The organism is Nocardioides sp. REDSEA-S30_B4 (assembly GCF_001627265.1).
Classification (GTDB): domain Bacteria; phylum Actinomycetota; class Actinomycetes; order Propionibacteriales; family Nocardioidaceae; genus Nocardioides.
On sequence record NZ_LUPI01000079.1, the window covers coordinates 74,912 to 91,955 of the forward strand.

The window sequence follows — 17,044 nt, forward strand, 5'->3', positions numbered from 1 at the left end:
GTGGCTCAGGCGTCCCAGGTCCAGGAGTCGAGCACCTGCTGGTTGACCGCGGCGCACACAGGGGGAGGCGAAGGTGGAGCATGGCGACATGGACGAGCTCGCGTACTACCTAGGCATGCCCGCCCACGGCGCCCTCGCGGTCGTCGTCTCGACGGTGGTCCTCTACACCGCGATCACCAGCCTGCTGAGCCGCGCCGGCCAGCGGCTCTACGCCTCGCCCTCGAGCCTGGACCTGGCGGTCGTCACGGTGCTCGGCGCGATCGTGGGTCGCTCGATCCTCGGCCAGGTCCCGACGCTGAGTGGCGGCCTGCTGGCGCTGGGCACGCTGTTCGTGGTGGAGGGGCTGGCGGGGCGGGTACGCCGCAGCGAGCGGATGTCGCGCCGGCGTCGACACCGTGCGGTGGCCGTGATGGTCGCCGGGCACGTGCAGCGTCACGAGCTGCAGCGGCTGGGTCTCGACGAGTCCGTGCTGTGGAGCGCCCTGCGGTGCGCCGGGGTGCGTGGCCCGCACGAGGTGTCGCTCGTGGTCGTCGAGCCGGACGGCCGGTTCAGCGTGCTGAAGGTGGGGGAGACCGTGCACCCCGCGGCCCTCACCGGTGTCCGGCACTCCGGCGAGCTGCTGGACCAGCTGGCCGACGTGGGTCACCGCGCCCAGTAGGTTCACCGACGTGACCCACGAGCTCGACCGACACCTGTCCCTCACCGCACTCGGCGAGGGCCGCTACGCCGGCGACCTCGACGGCGGCTGGAGCGTCGGCGGCGGCATCAACGGCGGCTTCCAGCTCGCGCTGGCAGGCCGGGCCATCTCCCAGCACCTCGAGGGCAAGCCCGACCCGGTCGCGGTCTCGGCGCACTACCTCTCGGCCGGGACCGCGGGCCCGGCCGAGGTCGCCGTCGACGTGCGACGGGAGGGCGGCCGGATGGCCACGGTCGCGGCCGACCTGTCCCAGGACGGGCAGACCCGGCTGACCCTGCTGGCGACGTACGCCGACCTCGACCGCTTCGAGGGCGAGGTCCGCACCACGGCGACCCCGCCGGAGCTGCCGGCGCCCGAGGACTGCACGGGGCCGGAGGACGTGCCGGACTTCGTCCTGGAGCTGGCGCCGATGATGCGCCGCTTCGAGATGCGCTTCCCGGTCGAGCAGACCGGTTGGGTGCGGGGCGAGCCGCGGGGCGTGGGGCACCTGTCGGCGTGGTTCCGGATGATGGATGGGCGCGAGCCGGACCCGGTGTCGCTCCTCATGGTCCTGGACGCGCTGCCTCCGGTGACGTTCGACCTGGGCTTGATCGGGTGGGCGCCGACCCTTGAGCTGACCGCGCACGTGCGGGCGAAGCCGGCGCCGGGCTGGCTGCGCGTGCAGCACCACACGCGCAACTTTGCGGGCGGGATGTTCGAGGAGGACTGCGAGGTCTGGGACTCGACCGGACGCCTCGTCGCGCAGTCGCGTCAGCTGGCCCTGGCTCCACGGACCAGCTGAGCCAGCTCAGTCCACCAGCGGCTCGAGGTCGAAGCGGCCGTCGAGGTCGCGCAGCGCGGGGCCGACCTTGCGCCACCAGCGCACGACCGAGGCCTCGGGATGGCCCTGGGTCTCCAGCGGCGTGGGCAGGTGCTCGGGTGCCTGCAGCCCGGTCGCGGCGAGAGCCGCCCGGCGGACGGCCGAGTGCGCACTGTCCATGCACCGGCGTACGACGCCGTGGTGCTCCTCGCGGAGCCCGGTCGCCGAGCGCGCGAGGCTCATCAGCGCCCTTCGTTGGGTCCAGGGGTGGTCGGTGTCGGCCAGGGCGACGACGTCGCTGCGGCGGGTGCCGTGCCCGATCATCCACAGGGCGTCCCAGGCGCGCTCGCCGAGGAGCTCGCGGTCGGAGCCGGCCAGGGAGAGGAAGCAGTCGGCGACGGCGGGGGCGTAGGGGGACAGGCCCAGCACCTGGCCGGCCAGGCGGCGCCGGTTGCCGCTGGCGTGGAAGAGCGACTCGCGGACGAGGCGGTCGAGCAGCTGGTCGGGCTCGGAGCGGTAGACGGCGGGCGTCATCTGTTGTGCCTGCGTGGAGACCTGACGGCTGATGCTGCGACTGGCCTCGCGCACGGCGAGGTCGTGGGTCTCGCGGGTCTGCAGGATGCGCGTCCGCAGCGGACCGTCCTTGAGCGTGCCGGTCACGCGGGTGAACGAGTCGTCAGGCAGGTGGGTGAGCAGGTCGAGCAGGTCGGCGCTGCGCTTGGCGCTGGGGGTCACCAAGCCTCGGATGGCATGTTGCTCGATGAGGGCGAGGTGGGCGGGGCCGATGTGGCCGCGCGCGAGCTTGGCGGCGGCGACCTGGATGGCGCCGCGGGAGAGCTGCCCGCTGGGCGCGTCGAGCAGGCGGCACACCAGCTTGCTGGCGGCGGGGTCCTCGAGTTGCTGGAGGACGGTGAGCATGGGGAAGACGACCTGGACATCGGGGTCGGTCAGCCAGGCACCGAGGGCCATCAGCACGTGGCGCTGCGCCACCGGGTGGGTGACCAGCGTGCTGAGCGCCTCGAAGCGGCGCAGCTGGTCGACGCCGTTGGTTCGCGCGAGCTCCTGCACGAGCCGTTCGCAGACGATCGACCAGGTGCGGTTGGAGAGCAGCACGAGCTCGAACCGCTCGAGCTCGGTGGCGAGCCGCAGCCAGTCTCCGCCGGTGAGGTGGTCGTCCCTGTCGGTGGCCCGGTCGACGAGGTCGGACAGCATCACGTCGGGGGAACGGTGCTCGTGGGCTGCGAAGGAGACGTGCTCCGGCGGCTTCGCCGAGGCCTCGCAGTCGCGGACGAGTTGTCGGTTGGCCGCGACGAGGGCGCCCTCGGGCAGGCCGAGGACGGTCTCGTAGCCGCGCAGTGCACGGAACGACACCGCGTGCTGGCCTGACTCCCAGCGGCTCACCCGGCTGCTGTCGGCGTTGATTCCTGCGTCGTTGAGCGCGTCGACGAAGGTCGCGCGATCGGCGTACGCCGGCTCGGCCCCGAGTGAGCGTGACGTGACCAACAACCACGCGGTGCGTGCCCAGGGGTCGTAGTACCCCCCGGCCATCGGCGATTCATCGTCGGGCATGCGTGGCGGACGTCCGCGGCGAGGCTTCGGGACGCCGACGGCCCGAGCGGAACCGTCCTTCGGCGTATCAGCGCTCAACTACTGCTCCTTGGTCGACCCGAGTCGCCTTGGGGATGGGGGGAGGCACAGTAACGAGTGACCTCGGCCACAGTTATTGCATGACAAAAAGTAAAGAACATTAAAGCCGCAATGCAAGTCTCAGGATCTTTACTGTGCCGCTCGTCCAGACAGGTGCTTAGTGGGCCTGCCCTGGGTCCTGGCCTCGGGGCCGGGTGGTCCGTTCTGTGTCGGGCCAGTCCTAACAACCTTCAGAAGGGTTCAATCTTCATGAACAGCAGCGGCATCAAGCGGGGTCTGGCCACCACGGCCGTCTCCGCTCTCGCGGTAGCGGGCATCCCGTTCATCGCTTCCTCGGCTCACGCCGACTCGCTCGCGGAGCAGGCTGCGGCGGCCGACTCGGTCGTCCTCCAGACCCCCGCGGCCATCGGCTCCGTCAAGAACGACGGCGTGGAGAGCACCATCCACATGGTTGCCACCGCCGGTGCGGACGTGCAGCAGGTTCGCTTCCAGTACCTGAGCGGCGCGACCTGGGTCACCATCGCCACGGTTTCGCGCACCGCTGGTGCCTTCTCGACCGAGTGGGCTCCGCCGGTCGCCACGTACAACACGCCCGTCAACGTGCGCGCCGTCGCCCTCGGCTCCGTCGGCACCGAGATCGGCACCCCCGACGCGAACCTCATCCAGGTTTCCGCCAACGCGGACTCGGTGGACATCGCCTACACCCCCGGCGCCACGGTCGGCGTCTTCGAGCAGCCCTACGCGACCGAGGGTGAGGACGCCACGCTCGGCGCTGTCTCCGGCACCACCTCGGACCTGACGGCCAACCCGGACCTGACCTTCTCCTCCCCCAGTGGCACTGGTGCTACGACCCAGGAGGACGTCGCCGGGACGGTCGCCAACGGCGCCACCAGCCGCAGCTACTCGGCCCCGGTCGACTTCAGCGGGTACACCTTCGACACCACTGCTCCGGTGGTCAACGAGGCCCTCATCGTCGCGACCGCCGAGGGCGACGACGCTGAGCCGGTCAACATCTACAAGCAGACCATCAGCAACGTCTCTGTTGCTGCCAAGAACCCCACGGTTCAGGGCGCCGCGACGACCGACATCACCGTGACCGTGCTCGACCAGAACGGGAACCCCGTCGTGGGTGCTCAGGTCGTCGGCGAGGACGCGCCGGTCAACAGCATCGAGTACACCAACTCCAAGGGTGAGGCCACCTTCACCGGCGCCACCGGCTCCGCTCAGGGCAGCACCTACGACTTCTACGTCAACACCACCGACGTCGACGCCTACGAGAACGGCACCGACTTCCGTCGCTCCGTGACCGTCGGCAGCTACACCCCGGCCGCGGCGTCGATCACCCCGTCCTCGAAGGACGGACTCGCCTTCGACGTGGACGAGAACACCAACGGCGACCTCCGCGTCAAGGTCGTGGACCAGAACGGCAACGCGCTGAGCGGCCAGGTCGTCCAGTACTCGCTGGCCGTCGACCTGTTCCCGACCACGGCGGTCCCGAACCCGACCAACCCGGCCGCGACCACGGGTGCGGTCACCACGGGTGCCGATGGCTTCGCCAACATCCCGTTCACCGACAAGGGCGACGGTGAGTACACGCTGTCGACCTACATCAACCGTGACGGCACGCCGGGTCAGGGCGCTGGCGACCTCTCCGGCACCGACCTGGTCTTCAAGGCCGGCGACGCCGAGCTCGAGTTCGCCGACCCCGAGGTCGCGCCCGCGGGTACCACTGCCACCTTCGACGCCACCTTGGCGCTCATCGATGGCACCCCGCTGGCCGGGCGCGCTGTGCGCTTCACCTACGCCCCCAACGGCGATGACGTCGTTGTTGCGGCTGAGGCGGCGCAGCCCGACGGCACCACGCGTGTCAGCAACACCATCGCCGACGGTACGACCGACGCCGACGGTGTCGCGAGCGTGGCGCTCTCTGACCCGGCCAACACGCCGGCTCGGTCGGAGCTCGACGGTGAGCTTGACGCCCAGTCGATCGCCAACACGATCGGCAACGCCAACGCGAACGCCACTGCGATCGAGGTGGACTTCGTGACCGGTGACATCGCGGGCACGCCGTCCGTGACCATTACGCCGAACAACGCCACGGGTACCCCGGGTGAGGTGACGTCGGGCACCGTTCTGGTGACCGAGGACAACCCGAACACCCCGGCGGTCGAGGTCACCCCGGTGGCCGACACCCTCATCACCCTGACGGTGGATGGGGACGCCTTCTTCACCACCATGAACGGCGAGCCCGCCAACCCGGCGGCCGGTGACCTGCAGGGCGACCTGGTCGAGCGTGGTCAGGAGATCACCCTCGTCACGAACAACCTCGGCCAGGCGACCTACTACATCGGCATCAAGGACAGCGACGACTTCAACGACGATGGTGAAGCCACCGTCGACGTCACGGTCACGGCTGACGGCGCGTCGGACACCGAGGACTACGACTTCTCGACCGACAACCCGCTCAACGGCGGCGAGGTCATGATCGAGCTCGCGTCGGCCCAGTTCCAGGACTCGGGCGTGCTGCCGCTGCTCCCGACCTCGGACCGCGCTGCCTACGACGTCATGGTGACCGACCAGTTCGGCAACCCGGTCGGCGGTGAGTCGGTCGACATCGACATCGACGGTGTCGGCACGGCGACCAACGGCACGGTCGTGACGGACTTCAACGACAACGCTGAGTTCTACGTCGCCTCGGGCGCCGCCGGCACGTCGATGCCGGTCGGCACCTGGGACGCTCCGGTCAACGACTACACCGGAAGCCCGGTGGCGCCGCGGACCACCAGCGAGGACATCGAGGGTGATGGCCCCGAGGTCGAGTTCTACACCGTCGACTTCGCCAACAGCACCTTCGAGCTCACCCAGCAGGGTCCCGACACGGTGCCCGTGGGCACCACCGTGATCATGACCTACTCGGCCATGGACCAGAACGGTGAGCCGATCGAGTTCGTCGTCGACTTCTTCCGCACCGGCCCCGACGAGTTCGGTGACGGTGACGAGAACACCAGCAACCCCACCGGCGAGGACGGCATGGCCAACTACGTGTTCCAGGGCGCGACCCAGGGCACGGCGACCATCACGGCCATCGGCTACACCGGCCCCGGAGACGACCAGGTCGTTCCGGAGTCCCAGGTCACCGACACCGTCAGCTTCGGCCCCAGCGGCCCCGGCGGCGGCGATGGCATCATCGACATCCAGATCGCTGGCGACGACACCGGCCCGGCGAAGGACATCCTCGACGTGCTCGTCGAGGAGGAGGCCGCTGGCGAGGAGGTCACGATCTACAAGATCCGTGGCAAGAAGCCGAACAAGCGCCTGGTGGAGGTCCGCTCGAAGGTCGTTCCCGAGGACGGCCAGCTGACCCTGCAGTTCGCTGACCGCAACGGGAACAAGAAGACCCGCTTCATCGCGAAGGTCGAGTTCAACGGCGAGACCTTCAAGTCGAACACCCAGAAGATCCGCTGATCATCTGACACGTGAGGAGCTCCGGGGCGGCGCCCAGCGTCGCCCCGGGGTGACTCTCTAGAGGGCCTCGGCTCTCAACTCCATCGCTCGTAGAGCCGGAGACACAGACGCGGTCCGGGCCATTCTCTGTTGCCGCTGCTCGAGAATGGTCCGGACCGCTTGTCCCACCCTAGGACATCAGGTCGGTCCGGCTGCTCCACCGGGGCTGCACACCACGCGTGTGCAGCCCCGGTGGGCATTTACCCCCGCTGATCTGCGGCTTTACCTGGGATGGTTCACTGCCATCATGCGTGCCATCTCGAGGATCTCCGTCACCGCCGCCTGTCTCACCACACTGCTCATCGTCGCTGGGTGCAGCGAGGACTCGACGTCCGAGGAGCCAGGCGACGCAGCCGCATCGGACTCTGGATCGCTGCAGCGCGACGAGGACGGGGTCAAGGACGACGGGAGCGGGGACCGCCAGCGCAACTGCCAGGTCAAGGTCACGACCTCCGGCGCTGCGAGCGTCACGTGGAAGGGCAAGGGCGAGTCCGTTCAGCCGGCCAACGGCAGTCCGGCAGCCTTCTACCTCTTCGAAGACGAAAGCGGCTCGGTGCAGGTGTTCGCCAGCGGCGGCAGCATCCAAACATCCGCAGTCATCACGGTCGACGGCGCGACGTACACGACGCCGCCGGAGGACCCCGCCGGCATCACCGCCAGCGAGGACGGCACTGCTGCCACGGTAGACGCGACCGCGGCCGGCATGGATGGCGACGAGGTCGAGCTGATCGCTGACTTCGCCTGCGGCAAGGGTTCGAAGAAGGGCTGAACACCAACGTTCCAGGTCCACCGGGGCCGCACACGATGTGTGCGGTCCCGGTGGCTATTTCGGTCAGTTCCGAGTTGACCGACTGCCGTGACTAGCCGTGCAGACGCACAATCGCGCGGCGGCCGGGGTGCTCGCTGGCCGTCCAGAGGCGCCCCAGCGCGTCTCGGGTCAGGTCCTCGACACCGATGGGTGCAGCACCTCGGGACCGCCGCGACTCGGGGCCAGTGGCGGGGGCTGGCGTGACCCCATGCTCCTGCTGGGGGAGGGGCTGTCCCTCACTCTCGACGAGGGGCTCGTCGATTCCTCGGGTACTACGACCTGCGGCCAGGTGCAGGTCACCTCTCGTCCAGGGGCCGGCGGAGGTCGAGACGACGAGTCCGTCGGCGTACGTCGTGACGCCCTGCATGCCGGACGGTCCCTCGCCGAGGGGCTCGAGATCGCCGACCGGCTGACCTTCCTCGATCGTCAGGCACGCCAGACGGGTGGACTTCCCGCCCCGGCCGTACTCGCCGGCCAGGAGTCGGGTCGCTCCGGGGTTTCGAGACGGTTGCTGCGCAACCTCCTCAACAGCCGGGGCCGCGGTGGTCTCGACGCTGCTGGACCACCTGGGAGGGGCGAGGTCGAGGAAGGACCAGCGGAACGGTTGGTCAGATCCCGGGAGGGCTGGCCGGTGGAGGGTGCGGGCACGCCAGGTGGGGCCGGGGTTTCGAGACGGTTGCTGCGCAACCTCCTCAACCGCCGGCGGCCGTGGGTGCGCAACCTCCTCAACCGCCGGCGGCCGTGGGGGCGCAAGCTCCTCAACCGCCGGCCCGGAGTAGCGAGCAACCCCCTCGACCGCCGGGGCCAGGTCGTCGACGTGCAGCGCCCAGAAGCCACGGGCGGTGGCGGCGACGTACAGCCAGCCGTCGTCCCAGGCCAGGCCGCCGGCGTGCACGCGCAGCGGCTCGCCGGCGGGCGTCAGCAGCGGCACGTGGGCGTAGCGGCGGTCGACCAGGTCGACGACGGAGACGCGCGAGCCGGCGCCGCGGCGGGAGTACCACGACACCAGCAACCGCTCCCCGGCCCACGTGATGCCCTGGGGCCACCACTCGCGGGTGAGCTGGTCGCGCAGGTCCCACGACCAGGCACGCTGCGCGGCACGCCCGTGCACCAGTCGTACGACGGGGAGTCGGTGCATCCGCCGGGTCAGTGGCACCTCGAGCAGCGAGCTCACGCCCGCCTCCTCGTGGCGACCGCGACACCGACCGTCGACAACGCCAGCCCGAGGACCGCCAGCCCGGTCAGCCTCTCGTCCAGCAGCACCCACGCCAGCACGGCCGTCACCGGCGGCATCAGGAAGAACACGCTGGCGCTCGCCCCGGCGCCCCCACGGCGCACCAGCAGCCCGAGGAGCAGCAGCCCGAGCACCGAGTTCACGCCCGCCAGCCACAGCACCGCGACCGTCGCGTCGACGCCGGACGTCACCGACGGCGCACCCTCCACAAGGACGGCCAGCACCACCAGCGGCGGCACGCACACCGCGCACTGCAGGGTCGCCGACCAGATCGGGTCCGTGCGCGTGCCGATCCACCGCTGACCGAGCGTCCCCAGCGACAGGCAGGCCAGGGAGGCGACGCCCAGCAGCAGGCCGGCCATCCCGCCGGCCCGGTCGATGTCGGGCCCCAGCACCACGACCACGCCTGCGACACCCACGACGAACCCGACCACCTGCAGCCGCGTCAGTCGCTCACCGAGCAGCACCCCCGCGAGCACGGCGGTCAGCACGGGCGACAGCGAGTGCAGCAGCGCGCCCAGGGTGGCCTGCAGCCCGAGCTCGAACGCGGCGTACATCGTCCCGAACAGCAGCCCGTTCATCACCAGCCCCGACGCCGCCACCCGCACCAGGTCCTCGCGCGAGATGCGCAGCGCGCCGCGGGTGAGCCGGGCCAGGGGGTAGAGCATCAGCGCCGCCACCGCGAACCGCAGCACCAGCACCCAGAACGGCGAGACCGCCTCCACCCCCGCCGGTCCCGCGACGTATCCCGAGGACCACACCAGCACGAAGGCCGCCGCCGGCCAGAACGGCACGCCCACCAGGGGAGTGGCTGCAGGGGCCCGAGACGTCATGGCGCCATCATCGCGGAGACCTGTCGCCACCAGGTGGATGCAGGTCTCCGCGTTGATGGTTGTCCACAGGCAAGGGGTGGGTCGGCAGGAGCCGAGCCCGCTCGCGGGTAGGACCCCCGCATGGACGACCCGACCCTGCGCCGCCTCTTGGCCGACCTCGCGCACCAGGACGGAGTGGTCACGCACCGCCAGCTCATCGAGGGCGGCGCCGAGCCGCACGACGTACGCCGCTGGGTCCGTGCGCGGCTGCTCAGCCCGGTCCATCGCGGGGTCCACGTCGACCACACGGGACCGCTCACGCCCCGTCAGCGCGAGTGGGTGGCGGTGCTCGCCTGCGGGGCGGGTGCCGCCGTGTGCCTCCTCGGCGCTCCCGGCCCGCTGGTGCACGTGGCCATCGACGCCTCTCGTCGGGTCGTCGCGCCGCCGGGCGTGCGGCTGCACCGGGTCACCGGACTCGCCGCGCAGGTCCGGTCCACCAGCCCACCCCGCCTCGCGCCCGAGCACGACGCCCTGCTGGCCATCGACCTGGCCACCACCGAGGACGAGGTCGTTCGCATCCTCACCGACGCGGTGCGCACCCGCGCCACCACCATCGCACGCCTACGCGCCGCCATCGGTTCCCGCAGCCGGCTCCGTCACCGCCGACTGGTCCTCGAGGTGCTCGACGACGTCGAGCGCGGGACCCAGTCGGTCCTGGAGCACCGCTACCTCCGCGACGTCGAGCGCGCCCACCATCTGCCCGCCGCGACCTGGCAACAGCGACGCCGGGTCGGCGGCCGCACGGAGTACGGAGATGCCGCCTACGAGAGCCAGCAGGTCTTCGTCGAGCTCGACGGCCGGACCGCCCACACCGGCTGGGACGCCGAGAACCGCGATGCCCGGCGCGACCTCGACCAGGCCGCGGCCGGCCGCGTCACCGTCCGGCTGCGCCATCGCCAGGTGCTCGCTGAGCCGTGCGCCACCGCCGTACGTCTGGGCCGGTTGCTGCGCTCGCGAGGCTGGACCGGCGCCCCACGACCCTGCGGCCCGCGCTGCGACGTCATCTCGGAGACCTGGAGCCACCAGGCGGCGACAGGTCTCCGAGATGAGGCCGGGTGAGCCCGGATAGGGTCGTCCCCCGTGAGGAAGGTCGTCGTGGCAGCCGCCATCGTGCGCGGCGGACGCGTCCTGGCAGCCCGGCGTACGACGCCGCCGGAGGCCGCGGGGCGCTGGGAGCTCCCGGGGGGTAAGTGCGAGCCGGGCGAGCCGCCCACGGCCGCGCTGGAGCGCGAGATCGCCGAGGAGCTCGGCTGCGACATCGAGGTGACCACCTGGCTCGAGGGCGCCACTGAAATCGGCGAGACCCACGAGCTGCGTGCCGCCCTGGCGCGCCTGACCCGCGGCGAGCCCGAGCCCACCGAGCACGACGAGGTCCGCTGGCTCGCACCCGACGAGCTGGACACCATCGACTGGCTCGAGCCCGACCGCCCCTTCCTGCCCGAGCTGCGCTTCGCCCTCGAGCACGCCGCGACCCTCGCCCGGGGCGGCAGCAGCACCCGCCGCGTCATCGTGTTCGACGAGGACGACGCCCGCGCGGTCGAGCAGCGGCTGCGCGACGACGGCTTCGACGCCGAGGTCGTGCGTGAGCGGCTCCAGGGCGAGGACGACGACGAGGACCACCCCTGGGCGGTGCTGACCGACGCCCCGAGCCTGGTCGCGGACGTGCTCGCCGACGAGTTCGACGGCTGGCTCGACGAGGAGCCGGAACAACCCGCACCCCGAGTGGGTTCTCCGCTCGACCTCCCGACCGCGCCCCGAAGGATCAAGAGGACCGATGCCTGACGCGACCCAGCGCCTCCTGCTCGTGCACGCCCACCCCGACGACGAGACCATCGGCAACGGCGCCACCATGGCCAAGTACGTCGCCGAGGGCCGCCAGGTCACCTGCGTCACCTGCACCGCGGGGGAGATGGGCGAGATCCTCGTCCCCGAGCTGGCCCACCTCGCGGCCGACCAGGAGGACGGCCTCGGCGAGCACCGGCGTACCGAGATCGAGGACGCCATGGCCGCCCTCGGCGTCACCGACCACCGCTGGCTCGGCGGCTTCGGTCGCTTCCGCGACTCCGGCATGAAGTGGCACGAGGCCGGGCACGCGATCGCCGCCGACGAGACCGACGAGCGGGCGTTCGCCAACGCCGACCTCGCCGTCGCCGCCGACCAGCTGGTGCAGATCATCCGCGAGGTCCGCCCCCAGGTGATGGCGACCTACGACCAGTTCGGCGGCTACGGCCACCCCGACCACATCCAGGCCCACCGCGTCGCGACGTACGCCGCCCACCTGGCCGCCGTGCCGTCCTACCGTCCCGAGCTCGGCGAGGCCTGGGACATCGCGAAGATCTACTGGAACGCGATGTCGGAGTCGAAGATGCGCGAGGGCCTGCGCCGGCTCCGCGACGCCGGCGAGGACACCTTCTTCGAGGGCATGGACCCCGACGGCCCGATGCCGCACTTCGTCACCGCCGACGAGCACCTCTCCTGCGCCGTGGACGCGACCGACTTCGTCGACCGCAAGATGGCCGCGATGAAGGCCTACCCGACGCAGATCCAGCTCGACGGCCCGTTCTTCGCGCTCTCCAACAACGTCGGCGACACCGCCTGGGGCGTGGAGTACTACCGCCTCGCCAAGGGCACCCTCGGGCCGCTCGGCGAGGACGGCCTCGAGACCGACCTCTTCGCCGGCCTGTGAGCCGGGCGGACCGGTGACGCGGACGGGCCTGCTGCTGCTCGGCCTCGCGGTCGGGCTGGCCGGCACCGCCCTGCACCAGTCCGTCCTCTGGCTGGCGGTCACGGCGCTGGCCGCCGCCGCGGTCACCGCGGCGACCCCGCCGGCACACCGGCTCTGGTGGGCGGCCGGCTTCTCCCTCCCGCCGCTGGCGATGTCGCTGCCCAGGGGCGAGGGGGACGTGGTGCTCGCCGGCACCGGCAGCCTGCTGCTGGCCTGCCTCGCGGCCCTCGTGCTGGGCATCGGGCTGGCCGGCCTGCTGCCCGCGGGGCGTCCCGCTCCGCAGCCCCAGCACGACGCGCCCCCGCCCTCTTCCTAGACTCGCCCGCATGGCAAAGGACTCCGGACGCGAAGCTCTCGGTGGCAGGGCCGTCGTCGTGGCCCTCGCCGCGGTCGTCCTCCTCCTCGGGGGCGGGTACGCCGCTGCCGGGGCGTTCGCGAGCGACCGGGTGCCGCGGGGGACGACCGTCGCCGGGGTCGCCGTGGGCGGCCAGACGCCGGCGCAGGCGCGGTCCACGCTCGAGACCGAGCTGGCCGACCGCGTCGACGCCCCGATCTCGGTGGGCGTGGACGGCCGGTCGGTCGAGGTCGACCCGGCCGAGGCCGGGCTGTCCTTCGACCTCGACGCCAGCGTCGAGGCGGCCGGCGGCGGGAGCTCCTGGGCTCCCGACCGGCTCTGGGACTACTGGACCGGTGGCGACGAGGTCGACCCGGTCGTCGACGTCGACGAGTCCGCGATGGCTGACACGCTGGACCGACTCGAGGGCGAGCTCGGCACCGAGCCGGTCGACGCGACCGTCACCTTCACCGGGTCCAGCGTCCGCACCACGAAGGCGACCACCGGGCAGCTGCTCGACGACCAGGCCGCTCGCGAGGCCCTCGTGGCGGCGTACCTCTCCGAGGAGCCGACCGCCGAGCTCGACCTGGTCGACGTGCAGCCGGAGATCACCGACGCCGATGCTGAGGCCGCCGTGGAGGAGCTGGCCAACCCCGCGCTCGCCTCACCGGTGACGCTGCTGTTCGGCGAGACCCCGGTCAAGCTGCGCCCCGCCGACTACGCGAAGGCGCTGAGCCTCGAGCCCGAGGGGGGCGAGCTGGCGCTGGCAGTCGACCCCGACGTGCTCACGGAGCTGGTCGGCGACGCCACCGCCTCCGGCGAGCCGGTCGACGCGACCATCCGCATCGTCGACGGCGAGCCCAAGGTCGTGCCCGCCAAGCCCGGCGTCGACTTCGCCGACGAGGACGTCTACGACGCGTTCATCGACCTGCTCGACGAGCCGGCGGGGGAGCGGCGCGCCGAGGTCGACGCGACCGTCGTCGAGCCGGAGGTCACCACCAAGGACATCCGCAAGCTCGGCATCAAGGAGCAGGTCTCCACCTTCACGACCTACTACCCGCACGCGGACTACCGCAACACCAACATCGGCCGCGCCGCCGAGCTCACGAACGGCACCCTGCTGCTGCCCGGCGAGATCTTCTCGATGAACGACATCGTCGGCGAGCGCACCCGCGAGAACGGCTTCACCGAGGGCTTCATCATCTCCAACGGCATCCTGCGCGAGGACCTCGGCGGCGGCGTCTCCCAGCTCGCCACGACGCTGTTCAACGCGATGTTCTTCGCCGGGCTCGAGGACGTCGAGCACAAGCCGCACTCCTTCTACATCGACCGCTACCCGGTCGGCCGCGAGGCCACGGTCGCGTGGGGCGTGCTGGACATGCGGTTCCGCAACGACACCAAGCACGGCGTCTACGTGCATTCCTACATCCGTCCCAGCACGCCGGGCACCCAAGGCTCGGTCACGGTCTCGATGTACTCCACGAAGGTCTGGGACATCGAGGCCCGCGCCAGCAACCGCTACGCCTACACACAGCCCGAGGTCCGCTACCTGCAGACCGACGACTGCTACGCCTACACCGGGTCCCAGGGCTTCCAGATCGACGTCTTCCGCGACTTCCGACGCCCCGGCAAGGACAAGGTCGTGCGCACCGAGAAGTTCCACACCGTCTACACCCCGAGCGACACCGTGCGCTGCGGCAAGCCGCCCAAGGAGGGCGACGACGGCTGAGCTCCGCCCCGTCGGACGTCAGCCGTCGAAGCGGCCGGTCGGGGAGAGGTAGCGCACCGTGTGGTGCACCCCCAGCCCCAGCGAGTCGTAGAGCGCCCGCGCGGGGTGGTTGTCGCTCTCCACGTGCAGCCACGCGGTGAGCGCGCCGCGCTCGGCGCCCCACTCCAGCAGCGTGGCGACCACGTCACGGGCCAGCCCGCGGCGGCGGTGCTCGAGGCGCACCTTCAGCTCGTGGACGCCCAGCCAGTCGCCGTCGAGGACGGCGCGACCCTCGGCCAGCGGCTCGCCCTCCCCGGGTACGACGACGACCACCCGGTCCTCGCCCGACTCGGGCGCGACGACCGCCAGGCCCGCGGTCGGGCCGAGCCCGCGCCGGGTCCGCGACACCGACCCCAGGCGCAGCTCGGCCTCGCCGTGCTCGAGCGGCACCCATCCGGCGGCCAGCAGGCCCTCCTCGCTGACCGACCCCGCCTCGACCTGCGCGAGCGGGTCACGGTCGCGGGCGGCGTACCACTCGACGACGTAGGTGGCCGCGGCCTCGATCGGGACGCCGGGGTCGCCGATCGCCAGGCAGGAGTTGGCACGCTTGTAGAGCCGGCCCACCGAGGCGGGGTCCGTGCGCAGCAGCCACTCGCCGAGCGGCTCGGTGTGGGTCCCGGGGAACATCCGCAGCCCGCGCACCTCCGCCTCACGCGTCGGCACCCGGTGACGCACCGACGGCCGGGGCGGCACCGGCTTGCCGGAGACGATGTCGGCCAGCGCGATGCGCACCGGCTCGCCGGACTCCGGGGCCACGACGCACTCGCCGTCGCCCCACGACAGGCAGGTGCCGAGCAAGTCGGTGAACGCCGGTCCGCCGGTGGGACCGGTCTCGCCTCGCAGCAGCCGCCGCACCACGACCCGCTCACCCACGACGTGCGGGCCCAGGCTGGCGGCCTGGGGGGACATGCCGCCGGGGGGACGGGACGACATGCGGGGCTCCAAAGGGTGGGCTTCCTCGCTGTCGGGCACGCCGGGATACTAGGCTGCCAACGGTGTTGACCGGCCGGCGGACGGCCGCGTGATCGACCAGGCCAAGCCCAGCCCTCCAGGAGGATTCCGGTGACCTACGTCATCTCCCAGCCGTGCGTGGACGTCAAGGACCGCGCGTGCGTGGACGAGTGCCCCGTCGACTGCATCTACGAGGGCAAGCGGATGCTCTACATCCACCCCGACGAGTGCGTGGACTGCGGCGCCTGCGAGCCGGTCTGCCCGGTCGAGGCGATCTTCTACGAGGACGACGTCCCGGAGGAGAACAAGGAGTACTACGACGCCAACGTGCACTTCTTCGACGACCTCGGCTCGCCCGGTGGCGCCGCGAAGATGGGCGAGATCGACCACGACCACCCGATGGTCGCCGCGCTGCCCCCGCAGAACCAGGACCACTGAGCGACCCGTTGGTCCTCCGTACGCCGGGCCGGCGCGTCTCCGCGCGCCTGCCCGCCTTCCCCTGGGACAGCCTCGCCGCGCACAAGGCGACGGCCTCCGCCCACCCCGACGGGCTCGTCGACCTCTCGGTCGGCACCCCCGTCGACCCGACCCCCGAGGTCGCCCGGGCGGCGCTGCGTGAGCACGCCGACTCCCCGGGCTACCCGGTCACCATCGGGATCGAGCGGGTCCGACAGGCCTGCCTGGACTGGCTGGAGCGCCGCCACGACGTGACCGGCCTCGGGCTCGACCAGGTCATCCCCTCGATCGGCTCCAAGGAGCTCGTCGCCACCCTCGCCCAGCACCTCGGGGTCGGCCCCGGGGACACGGTGGTGTTCCCCGAGCTGGCCTACCCGACGTACGAGGTCGGTGCCGTGCTCGCAGGAGCCACTCCCGTCGCCACCGACTCGCTGGTGTCGCTGGGGCCCGAGGCCCCGGCGCTGCTGTGGCTCAACAGCCCCTCCAACCCCACCGGCCGGGTGCTGCCGCCCGACCACCTGCGCAAGGTCGTCGAGTGGTGTCGGGAGCGCGGGACCATCCTGGTCTCCGACGAGTGCTACCTCGAGTGCGCCTGGGAGACCGAGCCGGTCTCGGTGCTGCACCCCTCGATCAACGGTGGGTCGACCGAGGGCATCCTCGCGCTGCACTCGCTGTCCAAGCGCTCCAACCTCGCGGGCTACCGCTGCGCCTTCGTCGCCGGTGACGCCGACCTGGTCGGCGAGCTGCTCGCGGTCCGCAAGAACCTCGGGCTGATCATGCCCGGCCCCATGCAGCACGCCATGGCCGCCGCCCTCGACGACGACGCGCACGCCGACGAGCAGCACGCCCGCTACGCCGCCCGTCGCGCGCTGCTGCGCACGGCGCTGGAGACGGCCGGCTTCCGCGTCGACCACTCCGAGGCCTCGCTCTACCTCTGGAGCAGCCGCGACGAGGACTGCTGGGACACCGTCTCCTGGCTCGCCGACCGCGGCATCCTCGTGGCCCCCGGCTCGTTCTACGGCGCCGCCGGCGCCCGGCACGTCCGGGTGGCCTTCACCGCCACCGACGAGCGGATCGCCGCTGCCGTCGAGCGACTGTCGGTCTGAGGCGTCACGGGGGATAGTCCGCACGAGATCTCACCCTGAGCTCGCGCGGATTCATATGGTCTAAGCAACGCTTCCTGAAGGAGTGTTGATGACCAAGCCGTTCCCGCGTGCTGCGCGTGAGGCATTGATCGACTTGATCTGTC

Annotated in this window: 15 protein-coding genes; 11 read left to right on the forward strand and 4 right to left on the reverse strand. The window is 71.5% G+C overall.

All coding sequences use genetic code 11. The features are described 5' to 3' along the window. Positions 1-88: 88 nt before the first annotated feature. Positions 89-658: a YetF domain-containing protein gene (locus A6R01_RS14595; RefSeq protein WP_292607254.1), complete on the forward strand. Its 570-nt coding sequence runs from the start codon at positions 89-91 to the stop codon at positions 656-658. 10 nt (positions 659-668) lie between these two features. Further along, entirely contained in the window at positions 669-1,478 is an 810-nt protein-coding gene (locus A6R01_RS14600) for a thioesterase family protein (protein ID WP_292607257.1), read from the forward strand. Positions 1,479-1,484: 6 nt separating this feature from the next. On the opposite strand, the gene A6R01_RS14605 is transcribed toward A6R01_RS14600, so the two are convergent. Next, positions 1,485-3,044, reverse strand: a complete 1,560-nt coding sequence (locus A6R01_RS14605) for a hypothetical protein (protein ID WP_292607259.1) — start codon at positions 3,042-3,044, stop codon at positions 1,485-1,487. Positions 3,045-3,392: 348 nt separating this feature from the next. Between A6R01_RS14605 and A6R01_RS14610 the strand changes: the two genes are divergently transcribed. Further along, positions 3,393-6,608 carry a hypothetical protein gene (locus tag A6R01_RS14610; RefSeq protein ID WP_292607262.1) on the forward strand — a complete coding sequence of 1,072 codons (3,216 nt, stop codon included), beginning with the start codon at positions 3,393-3,395 and terminating at the stop codon, positions 6,606-6,608. A gap of 286 nt (positions 6,609-6,894) precedes the next feature. Beyond that, on the forward strand, positions 6,895-7,416 hold the full coding sequence (locus A6R01_RS14615; protein WP_292607265.1) for a hypothetical protein: 522 nt from the start codon (positions 6,895-6,897) through the stop codon (positions 7,414-7,416). A gap of 91 nt (positions 7,417-7,507) precedes the next feature. On the opposite strand, the gene A6R01_RS14620 is transcribed toward A6R01_RS14615, so the two are convergent. Beyond that, positions 7,508-8,629, reverse strand: a complete 1,122-nt coding sequence (locus A6R01_RS14620) for a hypothetical protein (protein WP_292607267.1) — start codon at positions 8,627-8,629, stop codon at positions 7,508-7,510. Beyond that, complete coding sequence (locus A6R01_RS14625) at positions 8,626-9,522, reverse strand: DMT family transporter (RefSeq protein WP_292607270.1); 897 nt, start codon at positions 9,520-9,522, stop codon at positions 8,626-8,628. Before A6R01_RS14625 ends, A6R01_RS14620 begins: the two co-directional genes overlap by 4 nt. A gap of 120 nt (positions 9,523-9,642) precedes the next feature. On the opposite strand from A6R01_RS14625, the gene A6R01_RS14630 reads away from it, so the two are divergent. From A6R01_RS14630 to A6R01_RS14650, 5 genes are read left to right on the forward strand one after another with little or no spacing between them, the layout of a single operon-like run. Then, on the forward strand, positions 9,643-10,620 hold the full coding sequence (locus A6R01_RS14630) for a hypothetical protein (protein WP_292607273.1): 978 nt from the start codon (positions 9,643-9,645) through the stop codon (positions 10,618-10,620). Positions 10,621-10,641: 21 nt separating this feature from the next. Beyond that, positions 10,642-11,343 carry a (deoxy)nucleoside triphosphate pyrophosphohydrolase gene (locus tag A6R01_RS14635; RefSeq protein ID WP_292607275.1) on the forward strand — a complete coding sequence of 234 codons (702 nt, stop codon included), beginning with the start codon at positions 10,642-10,644 and terminating at the stop codon, positions 11,341-11,343. Further along, positions 11,336-12,247 carry an N-acetyl-1-D-myo-inositol-2-amino-2-deoxy-alpha-D-glucopyranoside deacetylase gene (mshB, locus tag A6R01_RS14640; protein ID WP_292607278.1) on the forward strand — a complete coding sequence of 304 codons (912 nt, stop codon included), beginning with the start codon at positions 11,336-11,338 and terminating at the stop codon, positions 12,245-12,247. The genes A6R01_RS14635 and mshB overlap by 8 nt, the downstream gene beginning before the upstream one ends. 13 nt (positions 12,248-12,260) lie before the next feature. After that, positions 12,261-12,602, forward strand: coding sequence for a hypothetical protein (locus tag A6R01_RS14645; protein ID WP_292607281.1), 342 nt, complete (start codon positions 12,261-12,263; stop codon positions 12,600-12,602). Positions 12,603-12,612: 10 nt separating this feature from the next. Then, positions 12,613-14,349, forward strand: coding sequence for a VanW family protein (locus A6R01_RS14650; RefSeq protein WP_292607284.1), 1,737 nt, complete (start codon positions 12,613-12,615; stop codon positions 14,347-14,349). Between the two features lie 18 nt (positions 14,350-14,367). Here A6R01_RS14650 and A6R01_RS14655 read toward each other — a convergent pair whose 3' ends face one another. Beyond that, positions 14,368-15,321, reverse strand: a complete 954-nt coding sequence (locus tag A6R01_RS14655) for an N-acetyltransferase (protein WP_292607287.1) — start codon at positions 15,319-15,321, stop codon at positions 14,368-14,370. Positions 15,322-15,450: 129 nt separating this feature from the next. Here A6R01_RS14655 and fdxA point away from each other — a divergent pair, with 129 nt between their 5' ends. Next, on the forward strand, positions 15,451-15,777 hold the full coding sequence (fdxA, locus tag A6R01_RS14660) for a ferredoxin (protein WP_179531826.1): 327 nt from the start codon (positions 15,451-15,453) through the stop codon (positions 15,775-15,777). Between the two features lie 8 nt (positions 15,778-15,785). After that, positions 15,786-16,901 carry a succinyldiaminopimelate transaminase gene (dapC, locus tag A6R01_RS14665; protein ID WP_292607290.1) on the forward strand — a complete coding sequence of 372 codons (1,116 nt, stop codon included), beginning with the start codon at positions 15,786-15,788 and terminating at the stop codon, positions 16,899-16,901. The last annotated feature ends 143 nt before the right edge of the window (positions 16,902-17,044 follow it).

Excerpts from the sequence above, each read along its gene's own strand:
- A6R01_RS14630 (WP_292607273.1), top strand. The coding sequence starts at position 9,643 with ATGGACGACCCGACCCTGCGCCGCCTCTTGGCCGACCTCGCGCACCAG.
- A6R01_RS14625 (WP_292607270.1), bottom strand. The coding sequence starts at position 9,522 with ATGACGTCTCGGGCCCCTGCAGCCACTCCCCTGGTGGGCGTGCCGTTC.
- A6R01_RS14650 (WP_292607284.1), top strand. The coding sequence starts at position 12,613 with ATGGCAAAGGACTCCGGACGCGAAGCTCTCGGTGGCAGGGCCGTCGTC.
- A6R01_RS14615 (WP_292607265.1), top strand. The coding sequence starts at position 6,895 with ATGCGTGCCATCTCGAGGATCTCCGTCACCGCCGCCTGTCTCACCACA.
- mshB (WP_292607278.1), top strand. The coding sequence starts at position 11,336 with ATGCCTGACGCGACCCAGCGCCTCCTGCTCGTGCACGCCCACCCCGAC.
- A6R01_RS14605 (WP_292607259.1), bottom strand. The coding sequence starts at position 3,044 with ATGGCCGGGGGGTACTACGACCCCTGGGCACGCACCGCGTGGTTGTTG.
- A6R01_RS14595 (WP_292607254.1), top strand. The coding sequence starts at position 89 with ATGGACGAGCTCGCGTACTACCTAGGCATGCCCGCCCACGGCGCCCTC.
- A6R01_RS14610 (WP_292607262.1), top strand. The coding sequence starts at position 3,393 with ATGAACAGCAGCGGCATCAAGCGGGGTCTGGCCACCACGGCCGTCTCC.
- A6R01_RS14655 (WP_292607287.1), bottom strand. The coding sequence starts at position 15,321 with ATGTCGTCCCGTCCCCCCGGCGGCATGTCCCCCCAGGCCGCCAGCCTG.